The organism is Viridibacillus sp. d25.2 (assembly GCF_055456015.2).
On record NZ_CM196652.1, the window covers coordinates 856,089 to 877,048 of the forward strand.

A 20,960-nucleotide genomic window follows, 5' to 3' on the forward strand; every position below is an offset into this window, starting at 1 on the left:
TAATCAAGAGATGTTCACCTATTTTTCTTTGTTTTTTAACCAAATGGCGATTTGAAGAATGGTTGCATCTTGGAATATGGTCGGATTATAACCGGTCAATTCATGTATTTGATTTAAGCGATAAGTTAATGTATGTCGATGAATATCAAGTTCTTCTGAACAGATTGCGAGCTGTTGATTATTTAAAAAATATACAACCAACGTATGTATAAGTTTACTATTTAAATTTTTTAAAGTCCGGTTAGTAAAGAGCAAAGCTTCCGGGGAGTCGCTTTTTTTTAGTAAGGAAAAAACTTCGACTTCTTCAAAAAAGTTAATCGTTTTTGCCTTATCACCATATTCAATTGCATTTTTCGCCGTTTCATAAGAGTGAGCTACTTTTTCTAATGTTTGGACGGGCTGACCGATACCGATTCTGACGGTAAAATATTTTCTCACTTGAGTTAACAGCAGCGTTAGTTTATCTATAATCGCTTTTGCATCCATACCTGATACTAAGATAAAATGTTCGTTTAATTGGTATCTACCAAAGATGACTGATTCATGAATAAAAAAGTCTTCCATATGCTCTACAAAAGATTGGTAAGCCATCAATGTTGCATCGACATCCAATGTAATCGCATAAAAAGGTGGTGCATGAAAGAAACCAAGTTTAGATAATCGTTCTTTTACTTTTTGCAATGGTTGCTGATTCATCAAATCTTCGAAAATAGTTTCACGCATTTTACGTTTCGATTCGCTTTGCGAAGCTATAAGTGCTTGGTGTACCATCATTTCAGTTGTTAACTGAACGAGAGGAGCCCATTCGGCAATATCATCTGGATTTCCTGTAATGCCAATTACACCTACAAGTTCATTTTGAAAGAAGATGGGTAAGTTAATACCGGGCTTTGCATTTTTGAAAAGATGGTTGTTTTCCTCCGTAATAATGAGCACCTTTTCTGTTTCTGCAACAATTCGTGCCCCTCCATGAATACTTTCTACACGTAGGCGATCCCCTGAAGCCAAAATTCTCCCATTTGTATGCACAACGTTTATATTACGGTGTAATCGTAGCATGGTCTGTTCCACTATTTGGTTTGCTAATTGTTTTGAAATCATAAATTTTCCTCCGAGATGTATAAAAACTAGTTGTTAGAACACATGGAATATATACTTTAAGTATAATGTAAAGTATTGGATTTATCACTATAATTATAGTAAATGTTCTAATTATAGGAGGTGCTATGGTGAAAATCGTAGTCAGTCCAGATTCTTTTAAAGGTTCGCTTACAGCTAGCGAAGCGGCAAATGCAATGGCAGCTGCTATTCATGAAATAAATTCAGACATTGAAACGGTACTATTACCTGTAGCCGATGGAGGGGAAGGTACACTAGAGCCAATAGTGCAAGCTACAAATGGTCAAATTATTACTGTAAAGGTACAAGATCCGATAGGTCGACTTGTTGAAGCTGAATACGGCGTTTTAGGGGATGGAGAAACTTGTGTTATTGAAATGGCAAAAGCGTCTGGTTTAACGCTCTTGGCGAATGACGAGAGAAATCCACTTATTGCTTCCACTTATGGAACTGGAGAGTTAATCCGTCATGCATTAGATGCTGGATTTCGTAAATTCGTCATTGGTATTGGGGGAAGTGCTACGAACGACGGTGGTACAGGTATGCTAAATGCACTTGGTATGAAGTTTTTAAATACTGACGGACAGGAGTTAAAACTTGGTGCAAGCGCACTAAGTACGCTTTATAAAATTGACGATTCGTCTTTCGATGAACGTATTAAAGTATCTGAGTTTGTTATCGCATGTGATGTTGATAATCCATTTGTTGGGGCTAATGGGGCGACGGAGGTTTTTGGTTCGCAAAAAGGGGTAATGCCAGAAATGGTGCGACAAATAGACTGTAATTTAACAATTTTAGCAGATAAGATCGAAGCTATGACAGGTGTTGCATTGCATAATGAACCAGGCGCGGGCGCTGCTGGTGGTATAGGTGGAGCATTTTTAGCATTTTTCCCTGTAGAATTAAGACCAGGGATTGAGGTCGTTATGACAGCAATTGATTTTCATGGTCAAATACAAGGAGCATCAATGATTTTAACCGGGGAAGGAAAATCGGATTTTCAAACCCTTTCGGGAAAAGCGCCAATTGGTATCGCAAAAGTAGCAAAAAAAATGCAAATACCAGTGATATTAATTTCAGGATATGTAGACGAGGATAGTCTCGCGCAGTTATCGAACTATTTCTTAACAATAGCAAGTGTTGCAAATCAATCAATTACCCAGCAAGAATCAATCCAACACGCAGCCATCCATTTAAGAAATAGAACTTATGAAACGGTGCAAATGATCTTAGAAAAGTATAAGGCGTAATACATGTTATTTCTAAAGGTGTAACTTAGTGTCTGAAAAGTAGATAAAATGAGGCCACGCTATGTTTAACACTATATTCATAGCGTGGTTTTTAGTTATCTAGATGATATAAGCAAGAATTTAACTGTTTGATTATTATAGTTATACCAATAGTGACTTTTTTTAGCATCAAACATTGTAGACTCATTTTGCTTTAAGACAAATTCGTGACCTTCAACACTAACTGTCAGTTCACCTTCTACAACAAATATAAATTCATGACCTTCGTGTGAAAACGCATTACCTTCATTTTCTCCAGGATTTAAAGTAACGAGCATTGGAAGATAAGATGCACCGACTATGCTATTTGATAAATCGGAATAATGGAATTGCCAATGCTTATCATCAATCACTTCGTTGTTACCAGCGAAAAAAATACTTGGATTTACGCCTAAAGCGTCCGAAATCCTTTTTAAAGATTCCAATGTTACATTTGATTTTCCTCTCTCAACTTGTGATAAGAAACTAATAGATACCCCAGTTTGAGATGCAAGTTCTTTTAAAGTATATTTTCGTTCTTTACGTAACTGTTTTAGTGTCGCTCCAAGAAAATCAATTGTCATCATGCAAAACTCCTTTAAGTTATGTATTAGTACTTAGTACATATTATACAAAATAAATAATAAAATCTTCTGAAAAATAAAAATTTACAATATTGACAGAAAATTAAGTTAAATATAAAATTAAAGTCACACTTCAATTTTGCAAGGGGGAAAATGTATGGATGCAAAACAGATGAGAAAGATTTGGATTGCTAGTTTGGTAGGTAGTTCTATTGAATGGTTTGATTACTTTTTGTACGGAACAGTTGCCGCTTTAGTTTTTAATCAGGTATTTTTTGTGAATGAGGACCCAACGATAGGATTATTACTATCCTATGCATCATTTGCTTTAGCATTTTTTATTAGACCGTTCGGTGGAGTAATCTTCAGCCATATTGGAGATAGAATAGGACGTAAAAAACACTTGTGATAACGTTAAGCTTGATGGGAGCTGCAACCTTTGGGATGGGGTTATTACCAACTTATCAAGCAATTGGGGTTTGGGCTCCGATTCTACTGATTACACTTCGGTTAGTGCAAGGCTTAGGCATTGGTGGAGAATGGGGAGGCGCATTATTACTTGCTGTCGAGTATGCACCTAAAGAGAAAAGGGGCTTATACGGTGCTATTCCACAAATGGGTGTAACAATTGGGATGGTATTAGGAACAATTGCCTTATCTCTTATGTCTTTACTTCCAGAAGGCTCGTTCATGACTTGGGGTTGGCGTGTCCCATTTTTAATAAGCGCTGTTTTAGTTTTATTTGGTTTATGGGTTCGTAAAGGTATCGATGAAACGCCTTCGTTTAAAAAGGTGCAAGAATCAGGTGATATTCCAAAATTACCGATTGTAGAAACACTAAAAAACTATTGGCGTGAAGTATTAATCGCTATCGGAGCTAAGGTTGTTGAAACTGCACCATTTTACATTTTCGGTACATTCGTTGTATCTTATGCAACTTCAAATTTAGGATTTTCAAGAACTGCTGTTTTAAATTCAGTAATGGTAGCAACAGTTATTACGACTATTTTAATTCCGATTATGGGAAGCCTATCGGATAAATATGGCCGAAAAAAACTATATGTAGCAGGAACTGTTGGAATGATGCTTTATGCCTTTCCTTATTTCTGGATGTTACAGCAACAATCTGTCGCATTGCTTGTAATAGCAACAATCATTGGTCTAGGTGTTATTTGGGCACCTATTACGGCAGTTCTAGGAACAATGTTCTCAGAAATTTTCGATGCAAAAGTTCGTTATACAGGTATCACTTTAGGTTATCAAATAGGTGCGGCTGTAGCTGGAGGAACAGCTCCATTAGTAGCAACAGCCTTACTAGTTAATTTTAATAACTCTTATGTGCCAGTAGCATTATATATTATCATTACAGCAATTATTTCATTATTGGCCATTTGGGCTGTGAAAGATCGTAGTAAAGAAAATTTAGATGATGAGATTCAAAGGGATTCGAAAGAAGATTCGAAGGAAATTCCTTTAGGAACTATAGAGCCGCAATGATGCGGCTCTCTTTTGGAGGGGAATTAAAGTGTTGATATTAAATGAAGAACAAATTATGAATAGCTACAGTATAAAAGATGCTATTGAAGATGTAGCAGCAGTATTAAAAGCAAAGGAAGAACATAAAATCGCTAGCCCTCACCGTACGGTTATTGAATTTCCGGAGCAAGATGCTTCGGCATTATATATGCCAAGTGCCGATTTGATTAGTGAAGTAGCTGCAATGAAGGTGGTAACTATTTTTCCACAAAATCCATCAAAAGGAATACCAACGACCCAAGGTGTTATTTTACTAACAGATGCGGAAAATGGTTCACATATTGCTATGATGAATGCCTCATACTTAACACGACTAAGAACGGGAGCCTTAAGTGGTATTGCAACAGACTATTTAGCGAAAAAAGATGCCACTGTGTTAACTGTAATTGGTACGGGTGGAATGGCATTTGAGCAAGTGCTTGGAGTGACTGCTGTAAGGTCTATAACGAAAATATTACTAGTCAATAAAACTATATTAAAAGCACATCAGTTTGGTGAAAAGTTGCAAGCTCATGGTATTACAATTCCTTATGAAATCGTTGAAACTGTGTCTGATGCTGTGAAACAAGCAGATATCATTTGCTGTGCTACAAGATCAAATGAAGCAGTCTTAGATGGTGAAGACTTGAAGTCAGGTGTACATATTAATGGAATAGGGTCATATTTACCTCATATGCGAGAAATTGATGAAGCTTCGATTTTAAAAGCCAGTAAAATTGTAGTAGACGACTTAGATGGCGTAAAAGGTGAAGCAGGCGAATTTATGCATGCAGCTGAAAATGGTGTATGGTCTTTTGATGAAATTCATTGTGAACTTGGTAAACTCGTTACACATGATAAAAAGGGCAGAGAGAATAATTATGAGATAACAATTTTCAAATCAGTTGGTGCTGCTTACTACGATTTGGCCGTTGCAAAAGGTGTATTTAAAAAGGCCAAAAAACAAAAGATCGGTACGGAAATAGATGTGTAGCTGTGAAATAAATGAAAATTTATAAAAGCTCTTAAGCAAAAGCCAAATATAATGCTTAAGGGCTTTTTCTATTTTTATGAAGAAGTTTAATTAATCCGGCTAAGGGAATATACTATCAAATTTATTTTTTGAGAATATTAGGATGTAAAAGATTATTCATGAATAGCTTTACCAGTGAATATGTTAATAAAAGAGAATTATCACTAAAGGTGGTGTAGCTATGAATGAGAAAGAAGTAAAGAGTCTACTATTAGAGTTGCAAAATGGTCAGAAGAATTGGGCAGATATAGCTGAGCATCGTTTTGTATTTTCGATGATGGAGCATATTGGGTCAACTGATGCTGATTTTCGAGATGAATTGATTTATCAAGCATTTTGGAAACTAATTCATAACAGACATCTATCTGATGAGCTAATGATAGATATGTTAAATACTGCGCTTAGCGACATTTATTTATTTGATGAAATTGGTGAAAATGGCGTGGACAGTGTTTTTAAACGTTCTTACACAGCATTATTAATAGCTCTACTATTAAATCAAGACTTACAGCATCCATTTTTGACTGAAGAAATGATTGGAAAAGTTAAGGACAAGTTAGTTACATATTTAGATTTAGAGGAAGATATAAGGGGCTATGTTACAAATAAAGGGTGGGCTCATAGTGTTGCAAATACTGCGTATGCCGTTGATGAACTAGTAAAGAATCCAACTTTAAAAGTAGCCGATTATGACGAAATCTTTCAATCATTAGTGAATAAAATTTTTACATCGAAAGCAGTTTATATTTCGGATGAGGATGAGCGAGTAATAATGCCGATATTTACGATGCTTGAAAATGGATTATCTATTGATATAGCCAAAGGACTTTTTGAAAGGATTCCGCCTTTTTTGGCCAAGCAAAAAGAGAAGGCGTCTACTAAAAAATTTGTTATTCTACAAGCGAACTGTAAGAAATTTTTAAAAAGCTTCTATTATATAGCGTCTACGGATAAAAAGTATGCTTTTATTGAGAGAAAGATTGTACGCTGTTTGAAAGAAATTAGTTGAATAATTTTCCATAGCATAGTTTGAAGTTTTTCAAGTAAAATAAAACCTAAGCTCCATAAATAGATTGAACAGGAAACTAATATATTGCATTAGAATTTTTAGAATTTAAGATAAAATGCCCTTAAGTAAGCGAATACGATCAAAATTAATATAATTAACCTAAAATGACTACCTTTAATATGGTACAATATTGAGAACTATAGGTTCGGAAGGTAGGGAAATATGGATTTCAAAGGTTTACTAGCAGGCGGAATAATCGCTAGTGCATTAGTGATTTCAGGCTGCTCATCTGAAGAGAAAGCAGAAAATAAAAAAAGTGACTTTACAGTAGAGAAAGACTTAAAGAATATCGAAATAAAAGTCCCAGCCTCATTTTATGAAGGTGAAGATATAGATGCAATTATCAAGGATGCAAAGGAAAAAAATAAATATATAAAAGTTGAAAAAAATAATGATGGTTCTGTAACCTACATTATGTCACGCGAGAAACACAATGCTCTTATGAAGGAAATGAAGGAGAGTACAGCTTCTAATGTAAAAGAAATTGAAACTGATTCAGAAATACCTTCAGTTCTTAAAATCAGCTTTAATAGTAATTTCTCTGAGTTTACAGTAACAGTTGATAAAAAAGAGTTTGAAAATAGCTTTGATGGTTTTGCGGTATTCTCTCTTGGTATTGCAGGTATGTTCTATCAAGTCTTTGACGGAACTGCAGAGGAAGATCTGAAGGTTACTGTCAAAATGAAAGATGCTAAAAACGGTAAAATATTCAGTGAAACAATTTATCCAGATGGATTGGATGAAATCGGTGAAGATAATTGAAACGCTTTATATTAGGTCATTAGCTAAAAATCTTAAGCTAATGATCTTTTTGTTTTATTATGATGAAATTGTTGATTTAATTTGATGGATTTTCATAATATATAACTTGAAATATGCTAGGATAATGATAATACATAAACTTTTCTTTTGATGAAGGAGACGATTATTTTGACAATTCGAACGGTGATTTTTGACTTAGATGATACTTTGCTTTGGGATAAAAAAAGTATTACGGCTGCTTTTGAGCTGACTTGTAAAAGGGCAGCAGAGCAGGTGGCAGTAGATCCCTTTGAGCTTGAAGAAACAGTGAGAGAAGCAGCACGTAATTTCTATGCGTCTTACCCTACCTATGAATATACACAAATGATCGGCATTAACCCATTTGAAGGTCTTTGGGGAACATTTGATGATCCAACCGATGAGTTTCAACAATTAAAACAAGTTGTTCCAACTTATCGTAAAGATTCTTGGACAGTAGGTTTAGCAAAATTAGGAATAGATAATACTAAGCTAGGTGCAGAACTAGGAGAATATTTTATCGAGGCGCGTAAGCAAAGTCCTTTTGTTTATGAAGAAACATTTGAAGTACTGGATGCATTAATAGGGGACTTTAAATTGATTCTATTAACAAATGGTTCACCAAGTCTACAACAAACAAAATTGGAGATCACGCCCGAAATCGCTCCTTACTTCGAACATATCGTCATTTCAGGCGATTTTGGTCGTGGCAAACCGGATGCTTCTATTTTCGAACATGTCTTAAAAACAGCTAACATTCAAGCGGATGAAGCTATTATGGTCGGGGATAATTTGATGACTGATATTTTAGGGTCATCACGTGTTAATATGCGCTCTGCTTGGATTAATCGTGAAGATAAAGCACCTGTTGAAGGCGTTACACCAACTTATGAAATTGAATCATTACGTGAATTATTACCGCTTCTAAAAACAATTTAATACTTTAAAAAGCTATCTATAGAATAGATGGCACTGAAAAAGTCCATAAAATGAATTTTAGCCATGGCGGAAACGATTAATCGTTTCCGCCATGGCTTTTTCTTCGATGCCGTTAATTTCCGTTCCGACGGACGCTTTCCTGGGGACGAACCTTGAGCCTCCTCGTCGCTAACGCTCCTGAGGCCCGCAAGATGCGGGTCACGCAGTCGTTGCCACAGGACGTGGCGTTCTTAGACTGTGTTCCTTTAAACGAGCGCCATGGGCCAACAGGATGTTGGTCATGCAACCGTTGCGACACGATTGTCGCGCATTTAGGTTGCCTTCCTTAATCAGCATATTCAGCTTCACACGCCAGCTGCTTTGGTCACTTCGGTCTCTCGGACAAAAGCTGGAATGATGCTTTTGATTCGAGCCCTCCAGTGGCAGTCGCAGCTATACGGGCGTGTTCAGCATTAAGAGAGATATCCAGCTTCAGCGGCCAGCCCCTCGAGGTCACTTCAGTCTCTCGGTCAAAGGCAAAAAGAGCCTTTGATTCGAGCCTTCCAGTGCTTGTCGGGGCTAGAGTGGCCGCTTCAGCATTTATTATAAATCAATAGTTTTCGCGTCAAAGATGTTGTCTTGTGCTTTTAGGAAGTCGACGTTTTCGATGTGGTTATCTACTGATAACATCATGATGGCATCTCCACCTTGGTTTGAACGACCAACTTGCATTGTTGCGATGTTAATACCTTTTTCTGCTAATAGAGTACCAACACGACCAATTGCACCTGGTTTATCAGTATGTTTGATAAATAATAAGTGGCCTTCTGGTACAACATCGATTACATAATCATCTACTTTTACGATACGAGCACCTAGGCCGTTTAATAGAGTACCTGTTACTTTATGAGTTCCAGTCGCAGTAACTAATTCAACAGTGATTGAGTTTAAGAAACCTTTTGCTGTAGTAGTTTTATGTTCGTTAATTTTAATTGTGTTACGTTCAGCTAAGTAACGTGCATTTACGTTGTTTACGTGGTTACCTAAATTACGTTTTAATAATCCTTTAACAGTGTTATTTGTTAATGGACGAACGTCAAAGTTAGCTAGTTCTCCAGCAAAGTAAAGGTTGATTTCTTCAACTGCTGCATCAGATAAACGAGAAACGAAAGCACCTAATTTTTCGCCAAGATCGAAGAATGGCTCGATTTTCGCGATAATGTCTTTTGGAATAGAAGGCATGTTTACTGGGTTACGAACAGTACCAATATTGAAGTAGCTAAGGATGTCATGACTTACGTCAACAGCAACTGATTCTTGTGCTTCAATAGTAGAAGCGCCTAAGTGTGGTGTTGCAATGACTTGCGGTAATTCTAACAGACGGTTTCCTACAAAAGGTTCCTCCTCCATTACGTCAAGAGCAGCACCAGCTACTTTACCTGCAACGATTGCATCATAAAGTGCTTCTTCATCAATGATTCCACCACGAGCACAGTTGATGATACGAACGCCGTCTTTCATTAATGCGAAGATTTCTTTGTTGATCATATGCTTTGTTTCTTTTAATAGAGGTGTATGAACTGTGATAAAGTCAGCTACTTTAACTACATCTTCAACTGATCCGAAGTCTACGCCTAGTTTTTCAGCTTTTTCAGCAGTTAGGAACGGATCATATGCAATAACATCCATGCGGTTACCTTTTGCACGATGTGCCACTTCTTGACCAATACGTCCAAAACCGATAACACCTAATGTTTTATTTTTTAATTCAACACCTACGAATTTTTTACGATCCCAACGACCTTCTTGTAATGACATATGTGCGTGTGGAATATGACGAGCAAGGGCCATAATCATTGCAGTCGTATGTTCAGCAGCAGAGTTTGTATTACCGTCTGGTGCATTTACTACGATAATTCCTTTTTCAGTAGCAGCTTCAAGGTCGATGTTATCAACACCAACACCAGCACGACCAATTAATTTTAAATTATCTGCAGCTTCAATAATGTCACGGGTAACCTTTGTTTGGCTACGAACTAATAAGACATCGAAGTCTTTGATTTTAGCTTTTAATTCATCTGGAGATAAGCCTGTATCAATAACAATATTTAAATCTAAATTTTTTTCTTGGCGAAGAGGGTAGATACCATCTTCGCTTAGTGGATCACTGATTAAAATGTTAATAGCCATGATTAGTTGTTCGCTCCTTCAAGATAAACTTTTTGTGCTGCAGCTATACCTTTACCAAGCTCAATTTCCTTGCCGATTTTAACAAGCGCAATTTCGATTGCTGCTAATGTTTGTAACACGTCAGTTGGTGCGCAGTAGCCCATATGACCAACACGGAAGATCTGACCTTTTAAGTGCTGTTGACCACCTGCAACAGATAGATTGAAATCAGTTTTTAGTAATTTACGGAATGCTTCAACATCAAAATCAACTGGTTTAACAGCTGTTACTGTTGGAGAACCATCAGCATCTGTTGTAAACAATGGAATATCTAGTGCTTTAAATGCTGCTCGTGTCATATCACGCATTAAAGCGTGGCGTTTGTATACTTCTTCAAGTCCTTCAGCTTCAAGGTTTTTTAGTACTTGTTCAAGACCAAACAGTAAAGATAAAGCAGGTGTAAATGGTGTCGTATCTTTTTCTAAGTTGTCACGGTATTTTGTTAAGTCTAAGTAGAAGCCCTTTTTAGGATTAGCTTCGATGACTTTCCAAGCGCGATCGCTCACACCGATAAAGTTTAAGCCTGCAGGAAGCATGAATGCTTTTTGAGAACCAGTTACAAGAACATCGATGCCCCACTCGTCCATTTTTGTTTCAATACCGCCCATGCAAGATACACCATCAACGATTACTAGTGCTTCAGATACTTCATGAACTGCTTTTGCTAGTTCACCAATTGGGTTAATAACTCCAGTTGAAGTTTCGCAATAAGTAGAGAATACAGCCGTAATGTCTTGGTGTTCTTTTAAGTAGTCTTTTACCTCTGTTGGATTTAACGATGTACCCCATTCAACGTCAAATTCTTCAACGTCAATTTGATACGCTTGGCAAATTTTCGTGAAACGTTGACCGAATACACCAGTTGCTACAACTAACACTTTATCGCCAGGTTTTACAACATTAACGATAGCAGCTTCTAAACCTGATGTACCGCTACCCGTAATCATAAGAACATCTTGTTCTGTACCGAATACTTTTTTCAAGCCAGGTTTAATGTTTTGGATCATTTTAGAAGTTTCTGAACCTCGGTGGCCAATCATTGGCTGTGCCATAGCGCGCTCTACGCTTGGTGGAATTGGAGTTGGACCTGGAATTCTTAATAATTGATAATCTTGTAACATGTTAAATCTCCTCTCTTATTTGAAAAACAATTAAAGTATTTGAAAATATAAAAAGCCTTCCGTCCCTTACATAAGATTATGTAAGGGGCGAAAGGCTAAATTAACAGTCGCGGTACCACCCTTGAATTACTGTCCGTATATATTGGACAGTCTTTGCTATATGCGTAACGTGCATGATCCGTATAGGCATACTTTGGAATGTTCAACCTATCTATTCGGGAGTGGAACTTGCCGCTGAAACCGCTAATTTTCACCAACCATTAGCTCTCTAAAGATTTCAAATTCGGGAAGCATGTCTCCGTCATCATATTTTTGCTGTGTTTTAAATTTAAATCAATATTAATGCTATATTCGGGTAATGTCAACAATGATTTGAAAAAATTATATAAATGAGGTTTAAATGAGCTCTAAATTAACATAAAACCGAACGAATATATCAAAAAACATAATTATAATTCGTGTTAATGAGGAGGACAGTTTTTAGTGTATTTTCGTGTTTTAAGAACTAATTATCAAAAAATATGACTTTTAATATGGTGTCCATCTTTTATAATATATGAATGGAAAGTGTATATTCCAGAAGCTTTCTAACATTAGTACGATGAAGTGAAACGCTTTTATAAAATGGTCTATTATATCAAATTATTGTAAGTAAATAAAAAATAATAGTTTGATATTTTTTCGTTTAAACAGTCTATCGTTCGGAAATAACATTAAGTATAGGGAATAAATAAAGTTATAAAATGGGTTAAAATCAGCAAATTGATAAAAATACTTACAAATGAATGTCATTTCTCTATTCGTATAGAATGAAGATTAGAAAGTTGTTTTAGAGAATATAGAGAATTTAGGGGGGAAGTTAATGTATCCTATAGCAAAGACATTAGGAATAATTGTGTGGGACGATAAGATTCTATTAGAAGAACAATGGGGAAATCATTCAAAAGGAATACCGCATAAACTTAGATGCAAGCAAAGGGTCATTGATTGCAGTTCGATTAAATATATTGACCCGCAAAACTTTAGGAGGTTTACAGACAAATTTAGATGGCCGAGTATTAGATGAATCTATGTAGACGATTAAAGGTTTGTATGCTGCTCGAGAGTTTGCTGGATTTGGTGGCGGAGGAGTTCATGGTTATAGAGCATTGGAAGGAACGTTTTTAGGAGGGGTTTTATTTAGCGGTAGGCAGGCAGGGCGTGGTGTTTTAAAAGATATAAAGAATAATAATTTTTCAAAAAAATAAAGGGGTTCTGGAGAAAGTAGAGAATATTACTATATGAATAACTGTTCATTTTTAAACAAAGGGGTGTTTTTAATGACATTTGAAACATTAAAATTAGAGAAAAGTGGTAGACTGGCGACGTTGACTTTAAACAGACCGGCTGCGATGAACTCGATGAATGAAGTAATGATGAGAGAATTAGCCGATTGCTTTGAAGCATTAAATGATGATGGGGTTATACAAGTACTCATTATTAAAGGGGAAGGGAAAGTATTTTCAGCTGGTGGAGATATTAAAGCGATGCTTCATGAAGAAAGTCCAATGGATATTGACGAAGTTATGATTGATATTACTCGCTTCGTGAAAGCAATGTATATGTTACCGATGATAACAATTACAGCAGTTCATGGAGCATCTGCAGGATTAGGCTTTAGTTTAACGCTAGCTAGTGACATTATTATTGCAGAAGAAAATAGTAAACTTGCGATGAATTTCATTGGAATTGGTCTAATACCAGATGGAGCAGGGCATTTCTTCATGAAGGAGCGTTTAGGTACGCCTCTTGCAAAACAGATGATTTGGTCAGGTGACGTATTAACGGGTTCTGAAGCAAAAAAACTAGGCTTGGTGGATGAAGTAGTACCTGATGGGAAGGCTTCCGAACAGGCAGATTTATTAGCAAAAAAATTATTACAATCACCAGTTGCTGCAATGATTGCATCAAAGGAGATATTGCATACGCAAAAATGTGCAGAGCTATCGAATGTTCTCAAAATGGAAGCAGTTGCGCAATCTAAAATGCGCAAAACAGTAGATCATTTAGAAGGTATTCAAGCATTCGTACAGAAGCGTACACCCGTTTTCAACGGACAGTAAAAAAATGCCTTTCACAATGTAACTTTGTGAAAGGCATTTTCATTATGAATGGAACAAAATTAATTTGCCAGCAGAATTTACTAAGCGATATGTTTGGTCTGCCAACCCTTTTTCTTCAATTTGTTGTTGCCCTTGATTTTTAGCAGTTTCATCGTCTGCAAATTCCCATGCTTCGTCAAAAAGTGTTTTCCCTGATTTTTCGAATGCCGTAAATCGGTATGCCTTCATAGTCATCACCCTTTTTTATGAATGTGTATTCATTATACTAGAAAAGTCAGAAAAAACATACAACTCATCAATGAGATTATGATAGTAGTCTATTAGTTAAGCTAGATTATGCTAGTCTAACATCTATTAAAATGAATGAGTAAATAGAAAAGTAGAAGGTAGCATTTTATTGGTTTGGAGAGGCGTCCGCTCGACTCCTGCTGGAATAGCGAGACAGATGAGACCCTGCAGGAGCGTAGCGACGAAGCGGCTCGGCTCTCGCCAGCGGAAAGCGAGCGGTAAGCTTCGGAAAACCTGATTTATCTTTAAACTACTGGAATTTTATGATAAAATAAGAACAAATATTCGTATCCGTTATAGGAGGAAATCATGTCAACCATTCGATTTTTTCATACTGCTGACTTACATTTAGATAGCCCATTTAAAGGGATGTCTGCACTCCCAAAGGAGCGTTTACAGGAGCTTCGTAATAGTACATTTGCTGCGTATGATCGCTTAATCCAATATGCAGTAAAAGAACGGCCAGATTTTATTGTAATTGTGGGTGATATATATGATGGAGAAGAGCGTAGTTTACGTGCACAAGCTCATTTCCAAAAAGGGATGGAACAATTGTATGCCAAAGGTATTCCAGTCATCTTAAGTTATGGAAATCATGATCATCTAAATGGAAAGTGGACACGTTTTGAATTGCCTCCTAATGTCCATGTACTACCAAAAGAAACGAAGCAAGTGACATTGCAAATCCGTGAGACTACTGTTCATATATATGGTTTTAGTTATCCTGATCGGCATGTGACAGAGCCCATGATTAATACATATCCAGTTGCTACAAATAATAAGAATGCACTTCACATTGGTATGCTTCATGGTAGTTTAATGGGTAATACAACGCATGATGTCTATGCACCATTTACAAAAGAAGCTTTACTTTCAAAACAATATAATTATTGGGCGCTTGGTCACATCCACTTACGTCAAATAGTAAATGAGTACCCACCTATTGTTTATTCAGGTAATATTCAAAGTCGCCATCGCAAAGAGCGTGGGATAAAAGGGTTTTATGATGTAGAAATGGACCAGCATTGCGCTAACCTAGACTTTATACCGACATCAGTAATTGTTTATGAGCAGCTCGAAGTTAATTGTGATGGCCTCATTCACGCCAATGAAATTTTACAAGCATGCGAAAGTACGTTACAACAATTTCGAGATATATCTGGCGCGGGCGTTGTTGAACTAAAACTTGAGCAAATAGAACCTAGCGCTAAAATGTTATTTGAAGATACTACTATAGAAGAATGGCTTGAATTGATACGCGAGAGAGAAGAATTGAAATCACCCACTATCTGGGTGCAGTCTGTTCACGTCAATTGGCAAGATTTTACGGAGTATGATCCTACTGTAGCAACAGAGGCAGTACTTCATGTTATTGACAGTTGGGACGATATGCAATGGAAAGAAAAACTAAAAGACCTTTACCAGCATCCTAGGGGAGGACGTTATTTAGAGCCGCTATCTGAAGTAGATTTGGAGCAAATTTCAGTACAAACAAAGGACTTATTTAAAAACTTAGTTTCAAGAAGTTAAAGCCTCCGGCGGATGTCACGGAATCGGAAAGGAGTTCTTTGTGCAAGTAAAAAGCCGATTCCGGACACAATTATGCCGAGGCATAATTGATCTTTGAAGTAAAAGAAGGGAGTGAACAATATGTATATCCACAAACTGGTTATCTTTGGATTTGGCCAACATGAGAATGTCACAATTAATTTGAAAAATGGCATCAATGTACTCTATGGGCATAATGAAGCAGGGAAAACGACGATTCAGCAATTTATACTCCATATATTATTTGGTTTTCCTCAGAAGAATGCGCAACAGCTCCGCTACGAACCGAAATCAGGAGGTAAATATGGGGGCCAAGTGCATATAATAGACGATGAATTTGGAGACTGTGTTATTGAACGAGTAAAGGGGAAAGCAATAGGTGATGTTACGGTTTATTTTGAAGATGGTACAAGAGGGCATGAAGAGGCGTTAGAGAAAATAGTTCACGGCTATAATCGCGAAGGTTTTGAAGCCATTTTTTCTTTTTCTGTCCATCAATTACAACAGCTAGGGCGTATGTCTGAAGACGAACTGAGTAAAGTATTATTAGCTTCAGGTACAACAGGCGTTGACCAGCTAACTAAATTGGAAAAGGAACTTGAAAGAAAGATTGGAGAGCTCTTTAAGAAATCAGGTAAAAACCCAACAATAAATAGACAAATTGAGGAACTTCGTGAAAGTGATCAAATTCTAAAAGAAGAGCGTAAAAAACTTGAGGAATATGAGCCTACTATTTTGAGGTTACAGCAAATTACAGCAGAATTAGATGACATTAAATCAGCTGAATCTATGCAATTGCAAGAGCAGCAGAAGTTACATATTTTCCGTCAACTCTATCCTCTATTACAAAAGAAAGAGCAGATAGAGCAAGGGCTCAACTCTATTTTACAGAGAGGATTTCCGACAAACGGAATGCATCGTTATGAACTGTACAAAGACAAAAAACTTGAAGTACAAGCAATGTTAAACCAAGTTCAGCAAGAAAAAGAAGTACTCCAAAAACAGCTCCAAGCAGATTTTAATGATGAACGATATCAACGACTAAAGAACCTCAGTGACCAAGATAGTGAATGGCGCGAGTGGCTCTCTAAAGTGAAAAGTATTGAAAATGATATAGAAATACTGCAACAAGAAAAAATGGCTCAATACCGTTTATTGGGCATTACGGATTATGAACAACAACAAGCTTTAGAGCAAACGGAAGTTTCCCTTGAACAGGAAGATTATTTTCGTCAATTAGTAAAGCAATTGGAAGAAAATGAAGAGCAATACCGATTTAGTCAGCGTACTGTGGACCAACTTCAACAGGAGTCAGTTGCAGTTGAACAAAAACTAGATACCGTTTTTGAACAGCAACCATCTGACTACGAGATAGAACGAGCAGCCAATTGGTCAGCAAAAATACTAAGAGCAGCTGAAGCGAAGGCAACTTTAAATCAAGGTGTAAAACCAGCTAAAAGCGCAAAGTCAGTAAAACTCTTCAGTATAGCGATTGCAGTATTAGCTATTCTAATTGGCATTAGTCAATCTAATTGGCTTGTGAGTGCAATAGGCATTATTATAGCTGTTGCACTATGGTTTATTTTAGATAATGGTACAGTTCCAAAGGAAGACAACCCAATAGATAAAGAAGCTCTCATGCGCGAGATTCATGATTTTGAATCCCAGCAATCTGATATGGAACAACTTTTAACGAAAATTCGCCAATTTGAAGATCGTATTACTCTGTTACAAGAACAGTTTGATGATAAGCAAGCGCAATTGAAAGAGGCAAAGCAAGCCGTGTCTAAATTTAATATATTTATCGAACAAAGTGAAGAGCAACTTCAATTATTTTTGAAACGGTTTCACATAAGCGGATCATTACAGCCGGAACTTTTAACAGAGTTATTTAGACAAGTACGTGAGCTTCAGCAAAAAAGTACAAGTATAATGATGAAAGAATATCAATTAGAAAGTCTTTCTGCTCAACTAGATGGGCGTATAAGGGATGCCTCAGAAGCTTGTGAAATGATTTGTACGAGAGAAAACTTATCCGCTACCATTCAAGCTGTCTTTTTCAAAATGACTGAGCAACAACAGTTTGTAGTAACTGCTAAAGAAAAACTACAACAACTAGAAAGTATTATTGATGAGAAGACAAATTTGCATAAATCTTATACAACTGAAATTTTAAGTTTATTTGAAGAAGCTGATGTTGAAACGGCAGAGGATTTCTATAAGGCTGCAGAACAATTTCAGCTTTATAAGGACAATTGCCTTTCATTAAAACAAGTAGAAGAACAATTGGCAATGTTTGATGAGTCCGCTGTTAACATTCAATTAAATGATACAGAGTCTCAAAATCTTCTTGAGCACATATCAGCTACACTGCTATCTTTAAAAGAAAAGAAAGATAATTTACTCGCTGAACAAGCTGATTTACAAGCCAAAACAACAGGGTTATTGAAAGACGAGAAATATGGTATTCAGATTCAAAGGTTTGAAGAGCAAAAAGCAGCTCTAGCAGAGCAAGCGCGTGAATGGGCTATTAATCAAGCAATCTCAACTGCAATACAAGAAACAATGCGAAACTTAAAAGAAAAAAGGCTGCCAGCAGTTTTGCGAGATGCAGAACGATATTTTAAACAGTTAACAGGTGGACGATATGAGGCTTTAGAGATTAACTCAGAAAGTATTTTCGAAGCAGTTGCTGAAGATGGTATGCGCTATACAATAGCTGAACTAAGCCAAGCAACTAAGGAGCAAGCCTATGTAGCATTACGATTTGCATTGGCGGATTCATTACAACAATCTGCACCATTTCCGATTATTATGGATGATCCTTTTGTCCATTTTGATCGTTTGCGCATTGGGAACATGGTACAATTAGTTGATAGTATTCAAATGAAACACCAGGTACTCTATTTTACATGCCATGAAAATATGATTGATCAATGGACAAAATCATTCGTCATTCATGTTTCAAATTTAAAAAGTGAAAGGAGATTGACTTCCATATGAATGGTATAGCATCACTTCAAGTCGGAGAGCCAGTCGATCATTATCTATTAATTAAGCAAGCTACAAAAGGTGTTACAACAATGGGGAAGCCATTTATGACGCTTATTTTACAAGACCAGAGTGGTAGTATTGAAGCAAAATTATGGGATACAGGCGAAGAGCATGAAAAACTATATCAATCTGAGGGTATTGTACGTGTCGGTGGAGAAATCCATGATTATCGTGGTAAAGCTCAACTGCGTATAAAAGCAATTCGTCCAGTAACGAATGATGAGGGAGTTTCTGTAGTGGATTTAGTACCATCTGCTGAAACACCGAAAGAGGAATTGTTTGAGCAATTGATGCAATTCTTCTTCGAAATAAAAAATCCACAAATATCACGTATTACTAGACATATATTAAAAGAAAACCAAGATGCGGTTATGACATTCCCCGCAGCGACAAAAAATCACCATGATTATGCATCTGGTTTAATAGATCACGTTGTATCGATGTTAAAATTAGGTCGAGCAATAGCTGATTTATATCCGACTCTAAATAAGGATTTACTATATGCAGGAATTATTTTACATGATATCGGCAAAGTAGTTGAGTTATCAGGACCAGTTGCAACATCATATACTGTCACAGGTAATATGCTAGGGCACATCTCGATTATGGTGACAGAAATTGCGAAAGCTGCAGATACACTTCAAATTGAAGGTGAAGAAGTCATGTTATTGCAACATATGGTGTTATCTCACCATGGTAAAGAAGAATGGGGAAGTCCTAAAAAGCCAATGTTGCAAGAAGCAGAAATGCTTCACTACATCGATAATATCGATGCCAAAATGAATATGCTAAAACGTGCATTAAGCAAAACTGCACCAGGTGAATTCACAGAAAGATTATTCCCTTTAGATAATCGCTCATTTTATAACCCAACAATTGACTAACAGAATAAAGAAAAGGATCTTTCAGACAAACTGAAAGGTCCTTTTTGTTTACTAATGGGAGATTTTAGTAGTTACGGAACAAACCATGGAATGGTTTGTGGCACGGTTTATGCGGATGACAAAACATTTTGTTTCTGCCTGGGTCGCCTGGGTCAACTACTACGTTTTCAGTTGCATGTGTGTAATAATGACGTGGAACATCAACAATGTGTTTTCTGTTTACTGTAACTACAGGGTGAATAACTGGAACTTCTCTCTCAACAAAGCAATCATTGAACTGATATTGTGTAGGGCAGACGACCGGCTTTACTTGGCCGTGACAGTGACCATGACCATGGTGATGACCGTGGCCGAAACCGTGGCAGTGATGGTGGTTGTGACGTGTCAAAGGAATCACCTCCGTTCTAACTTGTTACTCTATAACATGCTATAAATCAAAATGTTAAGAGGACAGAGGCCCGTATAAATAAAAAATACCTGACCCATCGGAATGGATCAAGTACTTTTATGAGGCTAGTTATTTTCCAGTAGCCTTATCTTCATTTAAAAATTGGCTTAGTGCGTCTTTAAGATCTTTGTCTTTAATCTTCACGTCAGCTTCTTTGATTAACTTAGTAGTTGTTTCAAGGAATTTATTTTGAGCCGCTTCAGTAGCAGCAATTTTTTGTTTAATTTCATTTTTGCTAGCTTCTAATGAAGGAAGGTCTTTAACATCACGCTTGTCCTCTAATTTGATGATGTGATAGCCGTGACTAGTTTTAACTGGCTCGCTAATTTCACCTTTTTTAAGAGCATATGAAGCGTCTGTAAATTCAGCAACCATTTTATCTGGGCCGAACCATCCTAATTCACCGCCAGCTTCTTTAGAACCTGGATCTGTAGAATATTTTTTAGCAAGTTTAGCGAAACCTTCACCTTTATCAAGTTTAGATTTTACTTCTTTTGCTGTTGCTTCATCAGCAACTAAGATATGGCTTGCTTTCACTTCTGTTTTCATACGTTCGTAGAAAGCTTCGATTTCTTTTTCAGAAATATCCATAGCTTTTTCTTGTAATAAAAGAATACGGACGTAATTTTCTTTAAATTCTTTTTCAGTTAAGTTTTGAGCAGCTAGAGTTTGTTCGTAGCTTTCACCCATTGCTTCTTTTTGTTTTTTGAACTCTGCGTCTACTTCTTTATCAGTTATTTTGTATTTATCTTCTAAAACACTTTTGATAACTAATGTTTGAAGCGTTTGTGTACCAGCCGAGCTCTTCATTTCTTGGTACAGTTGTTCTTTTGTGATATTTCCAGCTTTTGATTCTGCTACTACTTCGTCACTTGAATTATTTCCACATGCAGCAAGAGCAAGAACAGATGCTGCTAGTGTAAGTGATAATACGGTTTTCTTCATCTTTAAAATCTCTCCCAACTTTAGTCACTTATAACTAATGTATTTGTAACTATAA

The 20,960-nt window shown here is 36.7% G+C and carries 15 protein-coding genes, 2 pseudogenes and 1 other annotated feature; of the genes and pseudogenes, 11 read left to right on the top strand and 6 right to left on the bottom strand.

Annotated elements, in window-relative coordinates; genetic code table 11:
* Positions 1-18 precede the first annotated feature (18 nt).
* Positions 19-1,101 carry a CdaR family transcriptional regulator gene (locus ACZLO7_RS04245; protein ID WP_464938754.1) on the bottom strand — a complete coding sequence of 361 codons (1,083 nt, stop codon included), beginning with the start codon at positions 1,099-1,101 and terminating at the stop codon, positions 19-21.
* 125 nt (positions 1,102-1,226) lie between these two features.
* Between ACZLO7_RS04245 and ACZLO7_RS04250 the strand changes: the two genes are divergently transcribed.
* Positions 1,227-2,369 carry a glycerate kinase gene (locus ACZLO7_RS04250; protein ID WP_464938755.1) on the top strand — a complete coding sequence of 381 codons (1,143 nt, stop codon included), beginning with the start codon at positions 1,227-1,229 and terminating at the stop codon, positions 2,367-2,369.
* 95 nt (positions 2,370-2,464) lie between these two features.
* Here the strand turns inward: ACZLO7_RS04250 and relB are convergent, their stop codons facing one another.
* Positions 2,465-2,974, bottom strand: a complete 510-nt coding sequence (relB, locus tag ACZLO7_RS04255) for a type II toxin-antitoxin system RelB family anti-toxin (protein WP_464938756.1) — start codon at positions 2,972-2,974, stop codon at positions 2,465-2,467.
* A gap of 154 nt (positions 2,975-3,128) precedes the next feature.
* On the opposite strand from relB, the pseudogene ACZLO7_RS04260 reads away from it, so the two are divergent.
* The 5 genes and pseudogenes from ACZLO7_RS04260 (at position 3,129) to ACZLO7_RS04280 (ending at position 8,307) form a co-directional block, all read left to right on the top strand.
* A pseudogene (locus ACZLO7_RS04260) lies at positions 3,129-4,468 on the top strand (MFS transporter).
* A 28-nt stretch (positions 4,469-4,496) separates the two neighbouring features.
* On the top strand, positions 4,497-5,480 hold the full coding sequence (locus ACZLO7_RS04265; RefSeq protein ID WP_464938757.1) for an ornithine cyclodeaminase family protein: 984 nt from the start codon (positions 4,497-4,499) through the stop codon (positions 5,478-5,480).
* Between the two features lie 220 nt (positions 5,481-5,700).
* On the top strand, positions 5,701-6,528 hold the full coding sequence (locus ACZLO7_RS04270) for a DUF2785 domain-containing protein (RefSeq protein WP_464938758.1): 828 nt from the start codon (positions 5,701-5,703) through the stop codon (positions 6,526-6,528).
* Between the two features lie 222 nt (positions 6,529-6,750).
* Complete coding sequence (locus ACZLO7_RS04275; protein WP_464938759.1) at positions 6,751-7,350, top strand: hypothetical protein; 600 nt, start codon at positions 6,751-6,753, stop codon at positions 7,348-7,350.
* Between the two features lie 168 nt (positions 7,351-7,518).
* Complete coding sequence (locus ACZLO7_RS04280) at positions 7,519-8,307, top strand: HAD family hydrolase (RefSeq protein ID WP_464938760.1); 789 nt, start codon at positions 7,519-7,521, stop codon at positions 8,305-8,307.
* Positions 8,308-8,889: 582 nt separating this feature from the next.
* On the opposite strand, the gene serA is transcribed toward ACZLO7_RS04280, so the two are convergent.
* Positions 8,890-10,476 (bottom strand): phosphoglycerate dehydrogenase, encoded by a 1,587-nt coding sequence (serA, locus tag ACZLO7_RS04285; RefSeq protein ID WP_464938761.1) that lies wholly within the window; start codon positions 10,474-10,476, stop codon positions 8,890-8,892.
* Between the two features lie 2 nt (positions 10,477-10,478).
* Positions 10,479-11,636, bottom strand: coding sequence for a pyridoxal-phosphate-dependent aminotransferase family protein (locus tag ACZLO7_RS04290; protein ID WP_464938762.1), 1,158 nt, complete (start codon positions 11,634-11,636; stop codon positions 10,479-10,481).
* A gap of 80 nt (positions 11,637-11,716) precedes the next feature.
* Positions 11,717-11,950, bottom strand: a binding site (T-box leader).
* Positions 11,951-12,598: 648 nt separating this feature from the next.
* On the opposite strand from ACZLO7_RS04290, the pseudogene ACZLO7_RS04295 reads away from it, so the two are divergent.
* Together ACZLO7_RS04295 and ACZLO7_RS04300 are read left to right on the top strand one after the other, a co-directional pair.
* Positions 12,599-12,883: pseudogene (locus tag ACZLO7_RS04295) on the top strand (FAD-binding protein); the annotation flags it as partial.
* 72 nt (positions 12,884-12,955) lie between these two features.
* Positions 12,956-13,738: an enoyl-CoA hydratase gene (locus ACZLO7_RS04300; RefSeq protein ID WP_464938763.1), complete on the top strand. Its 783-nt coding sequence runs from the start codon at positions 12,956-12,958 to the stop codon at positions 13,736-13,738.
* A 42-nt stretch (positions 13,739-13,780) separates the two neighbouring features.
* Here the strand turns inward: ACZLO7_RS04300 and ACZLO7_RS04305 are convergent, their stop codons facing one another.
* A complete protein-coding gene (locus ACZLO7_RS04305; RefSeq protein ID WP_464938764.1) occupies positions 13,781-13,966 on the bottom strand; it encodes a YhzD family protein in 186 nt (61 codons plus the stop codon).
* Between the two features lie 369 nt (positions 13,967-14,335).
* Between ACZLO7_RS04305 and ACZLO7_RS04310 the strand changes: the two genes are divergently transcribed.
* From ACZLO7_RS04310 to yhaM, 3 genes are all read left to right on the top strand, one after another.
* The gene (locus ACZLO7_RS04310; RefSeq protein ID WP_464938765.1) at positions 14,336-15,556 is read left to right on the top strand and encodes a metallophosphoesterase family protein; all 1,221 of its coding nucleotides are present in this window, start codon (positions 14,336-14,338) and stop codon (positions 15,554-15,556) included.
* Positions 15,557-15,676: 120 nt separating this feature from the next.
* Positions 15,677-18,577, top strand: a complete 2,901-nt coding sequence (locus ACZLO7_RS04315; RefSeq protein WP_464938766.1) for an ATP-binding protein — start codon at positions 15,677-15,679, stop codon at positions 18,575-18,577.
* On the top strand, positions 18,574-19,512 hold the full coding sequence (gene yhaM, locus ACZLO7_RS04320; RefSeq protein ID WP_464938767.1) for a 3'-5' exoribonuclease YhaM: 939 nt from the start codon (positions 18,574-18,576) through the stop codon (positions 19,510-19,512). The genes ACZLO7_RS04315 and yhaM overlap by 4 nt, the downstream gene beginning before the upstream one ends.
* Positions 19,513-20,029: 517 nt before the next feature.
* Here yhaM and ACZLO7_RS04325 read toward each other — a convergent pair.
* Entirely contained in the window at positions 20,030-20,905 is an 876-nt protein-coding gene (locus tag ACZLO7_RS04325; RefSeq protein WP_464938768.1) for a peptidylprolyl isomerase, read from the bottom strand.
* Between the last annotated feature and the right edge of the window lie 55 nt (positions 20,906-20,960).

Bases quoted from the DNA above. Each gene is read 5' to 3' on its own strand.
- ACZLO7_RS04245 (WP_464938754.1), bottom strand. From the start codon at position 1,101: ATGATTTCAAAACAATTAGCAAACCAAATAGTGGAACAGACCATGCTA.
- ACZLO7_RS04250 (WP_464938755.1), top strand. From the start codon at position 1,227: ATGGTGAAAATCGTAGTCAGTCCAGATTCTTTTAAAGGTTCGCTTACA.
- relB (WP_464938756.1), bottom strand. From the start codon at position 2,974: ATGATGACAATTGATTTTCTTGGAGCGACACTAAAACAGTTACGTAAA.
- ACZLO7_RS04270 (WP_464938758.1), top strand. From the start codon at position 5,701: ATGAATGAGAAAGAAGTAAAGAGTCTACTATTAGAGTTGCAAAATGGT.
- ACZLO7_RS04275 (WP_464938759.1), top strand. From the start codon at position 6,751: ATGGATTTCAAAGGTTTACTAGCAGGCGGAATAATCGCTAGTGCATTA.
- serA (WP_464938761.1), bottom strand. From the start codon at position 10,476: ATGGCTATTAACATTTTAATCAGTGATCCACTAAGCGAAGATGGTATC.
- ACZLO7_RS04290 (WP_464938762.1), bottom strand. From the start codon at position 11,636: ATGTTACAAGATTATCAATTATTAAGAATTCCAGGTCCAACTCCAATT.
- ACZLO7_RS04300 (WP_464938763.1), top strand. From the start codon at position 12,956: ATGACATTTGAAACATTAAAATTAGAGAAAAGTGGTAGACTGGCGACG.
- ACZLO7_RS04305 (WP_464938764.1), bottom strand. From the start codon at position 13,966: ATGAAGGCATACCGATTTACGGCATTCGAAAAATCAGGGAAAACACTT.
- ACZLO7_RS04310 (WP_464938765.1), top strand. From the start codon at position 14,336: ATGTCAACCATTCGATTTTTTCATACTGCTGACTTACATTTAGATAGC.
- ACZLO7_RS04315 (WP_464938766.1), top strand. From the start codon at position 15,677: ATGTATATCCACAAACTGGTTATCTTTGGATTTGGCCAACATGAGAAT.
- yhaM (WP_464938767.1), top strand. From the start codon at position 18,574: ATGAATGGTATAGCATCACTTCAAGTCGGAGAGCCAGTCGATCATTAT.
- ACZLO7_RS04325 (WP_464938768.1), bottom strand. From the start codon at position 20,905: ATGAAGAAAACCGTATTATCACTTACACTAGCAGCATCTGTTCTTGCT.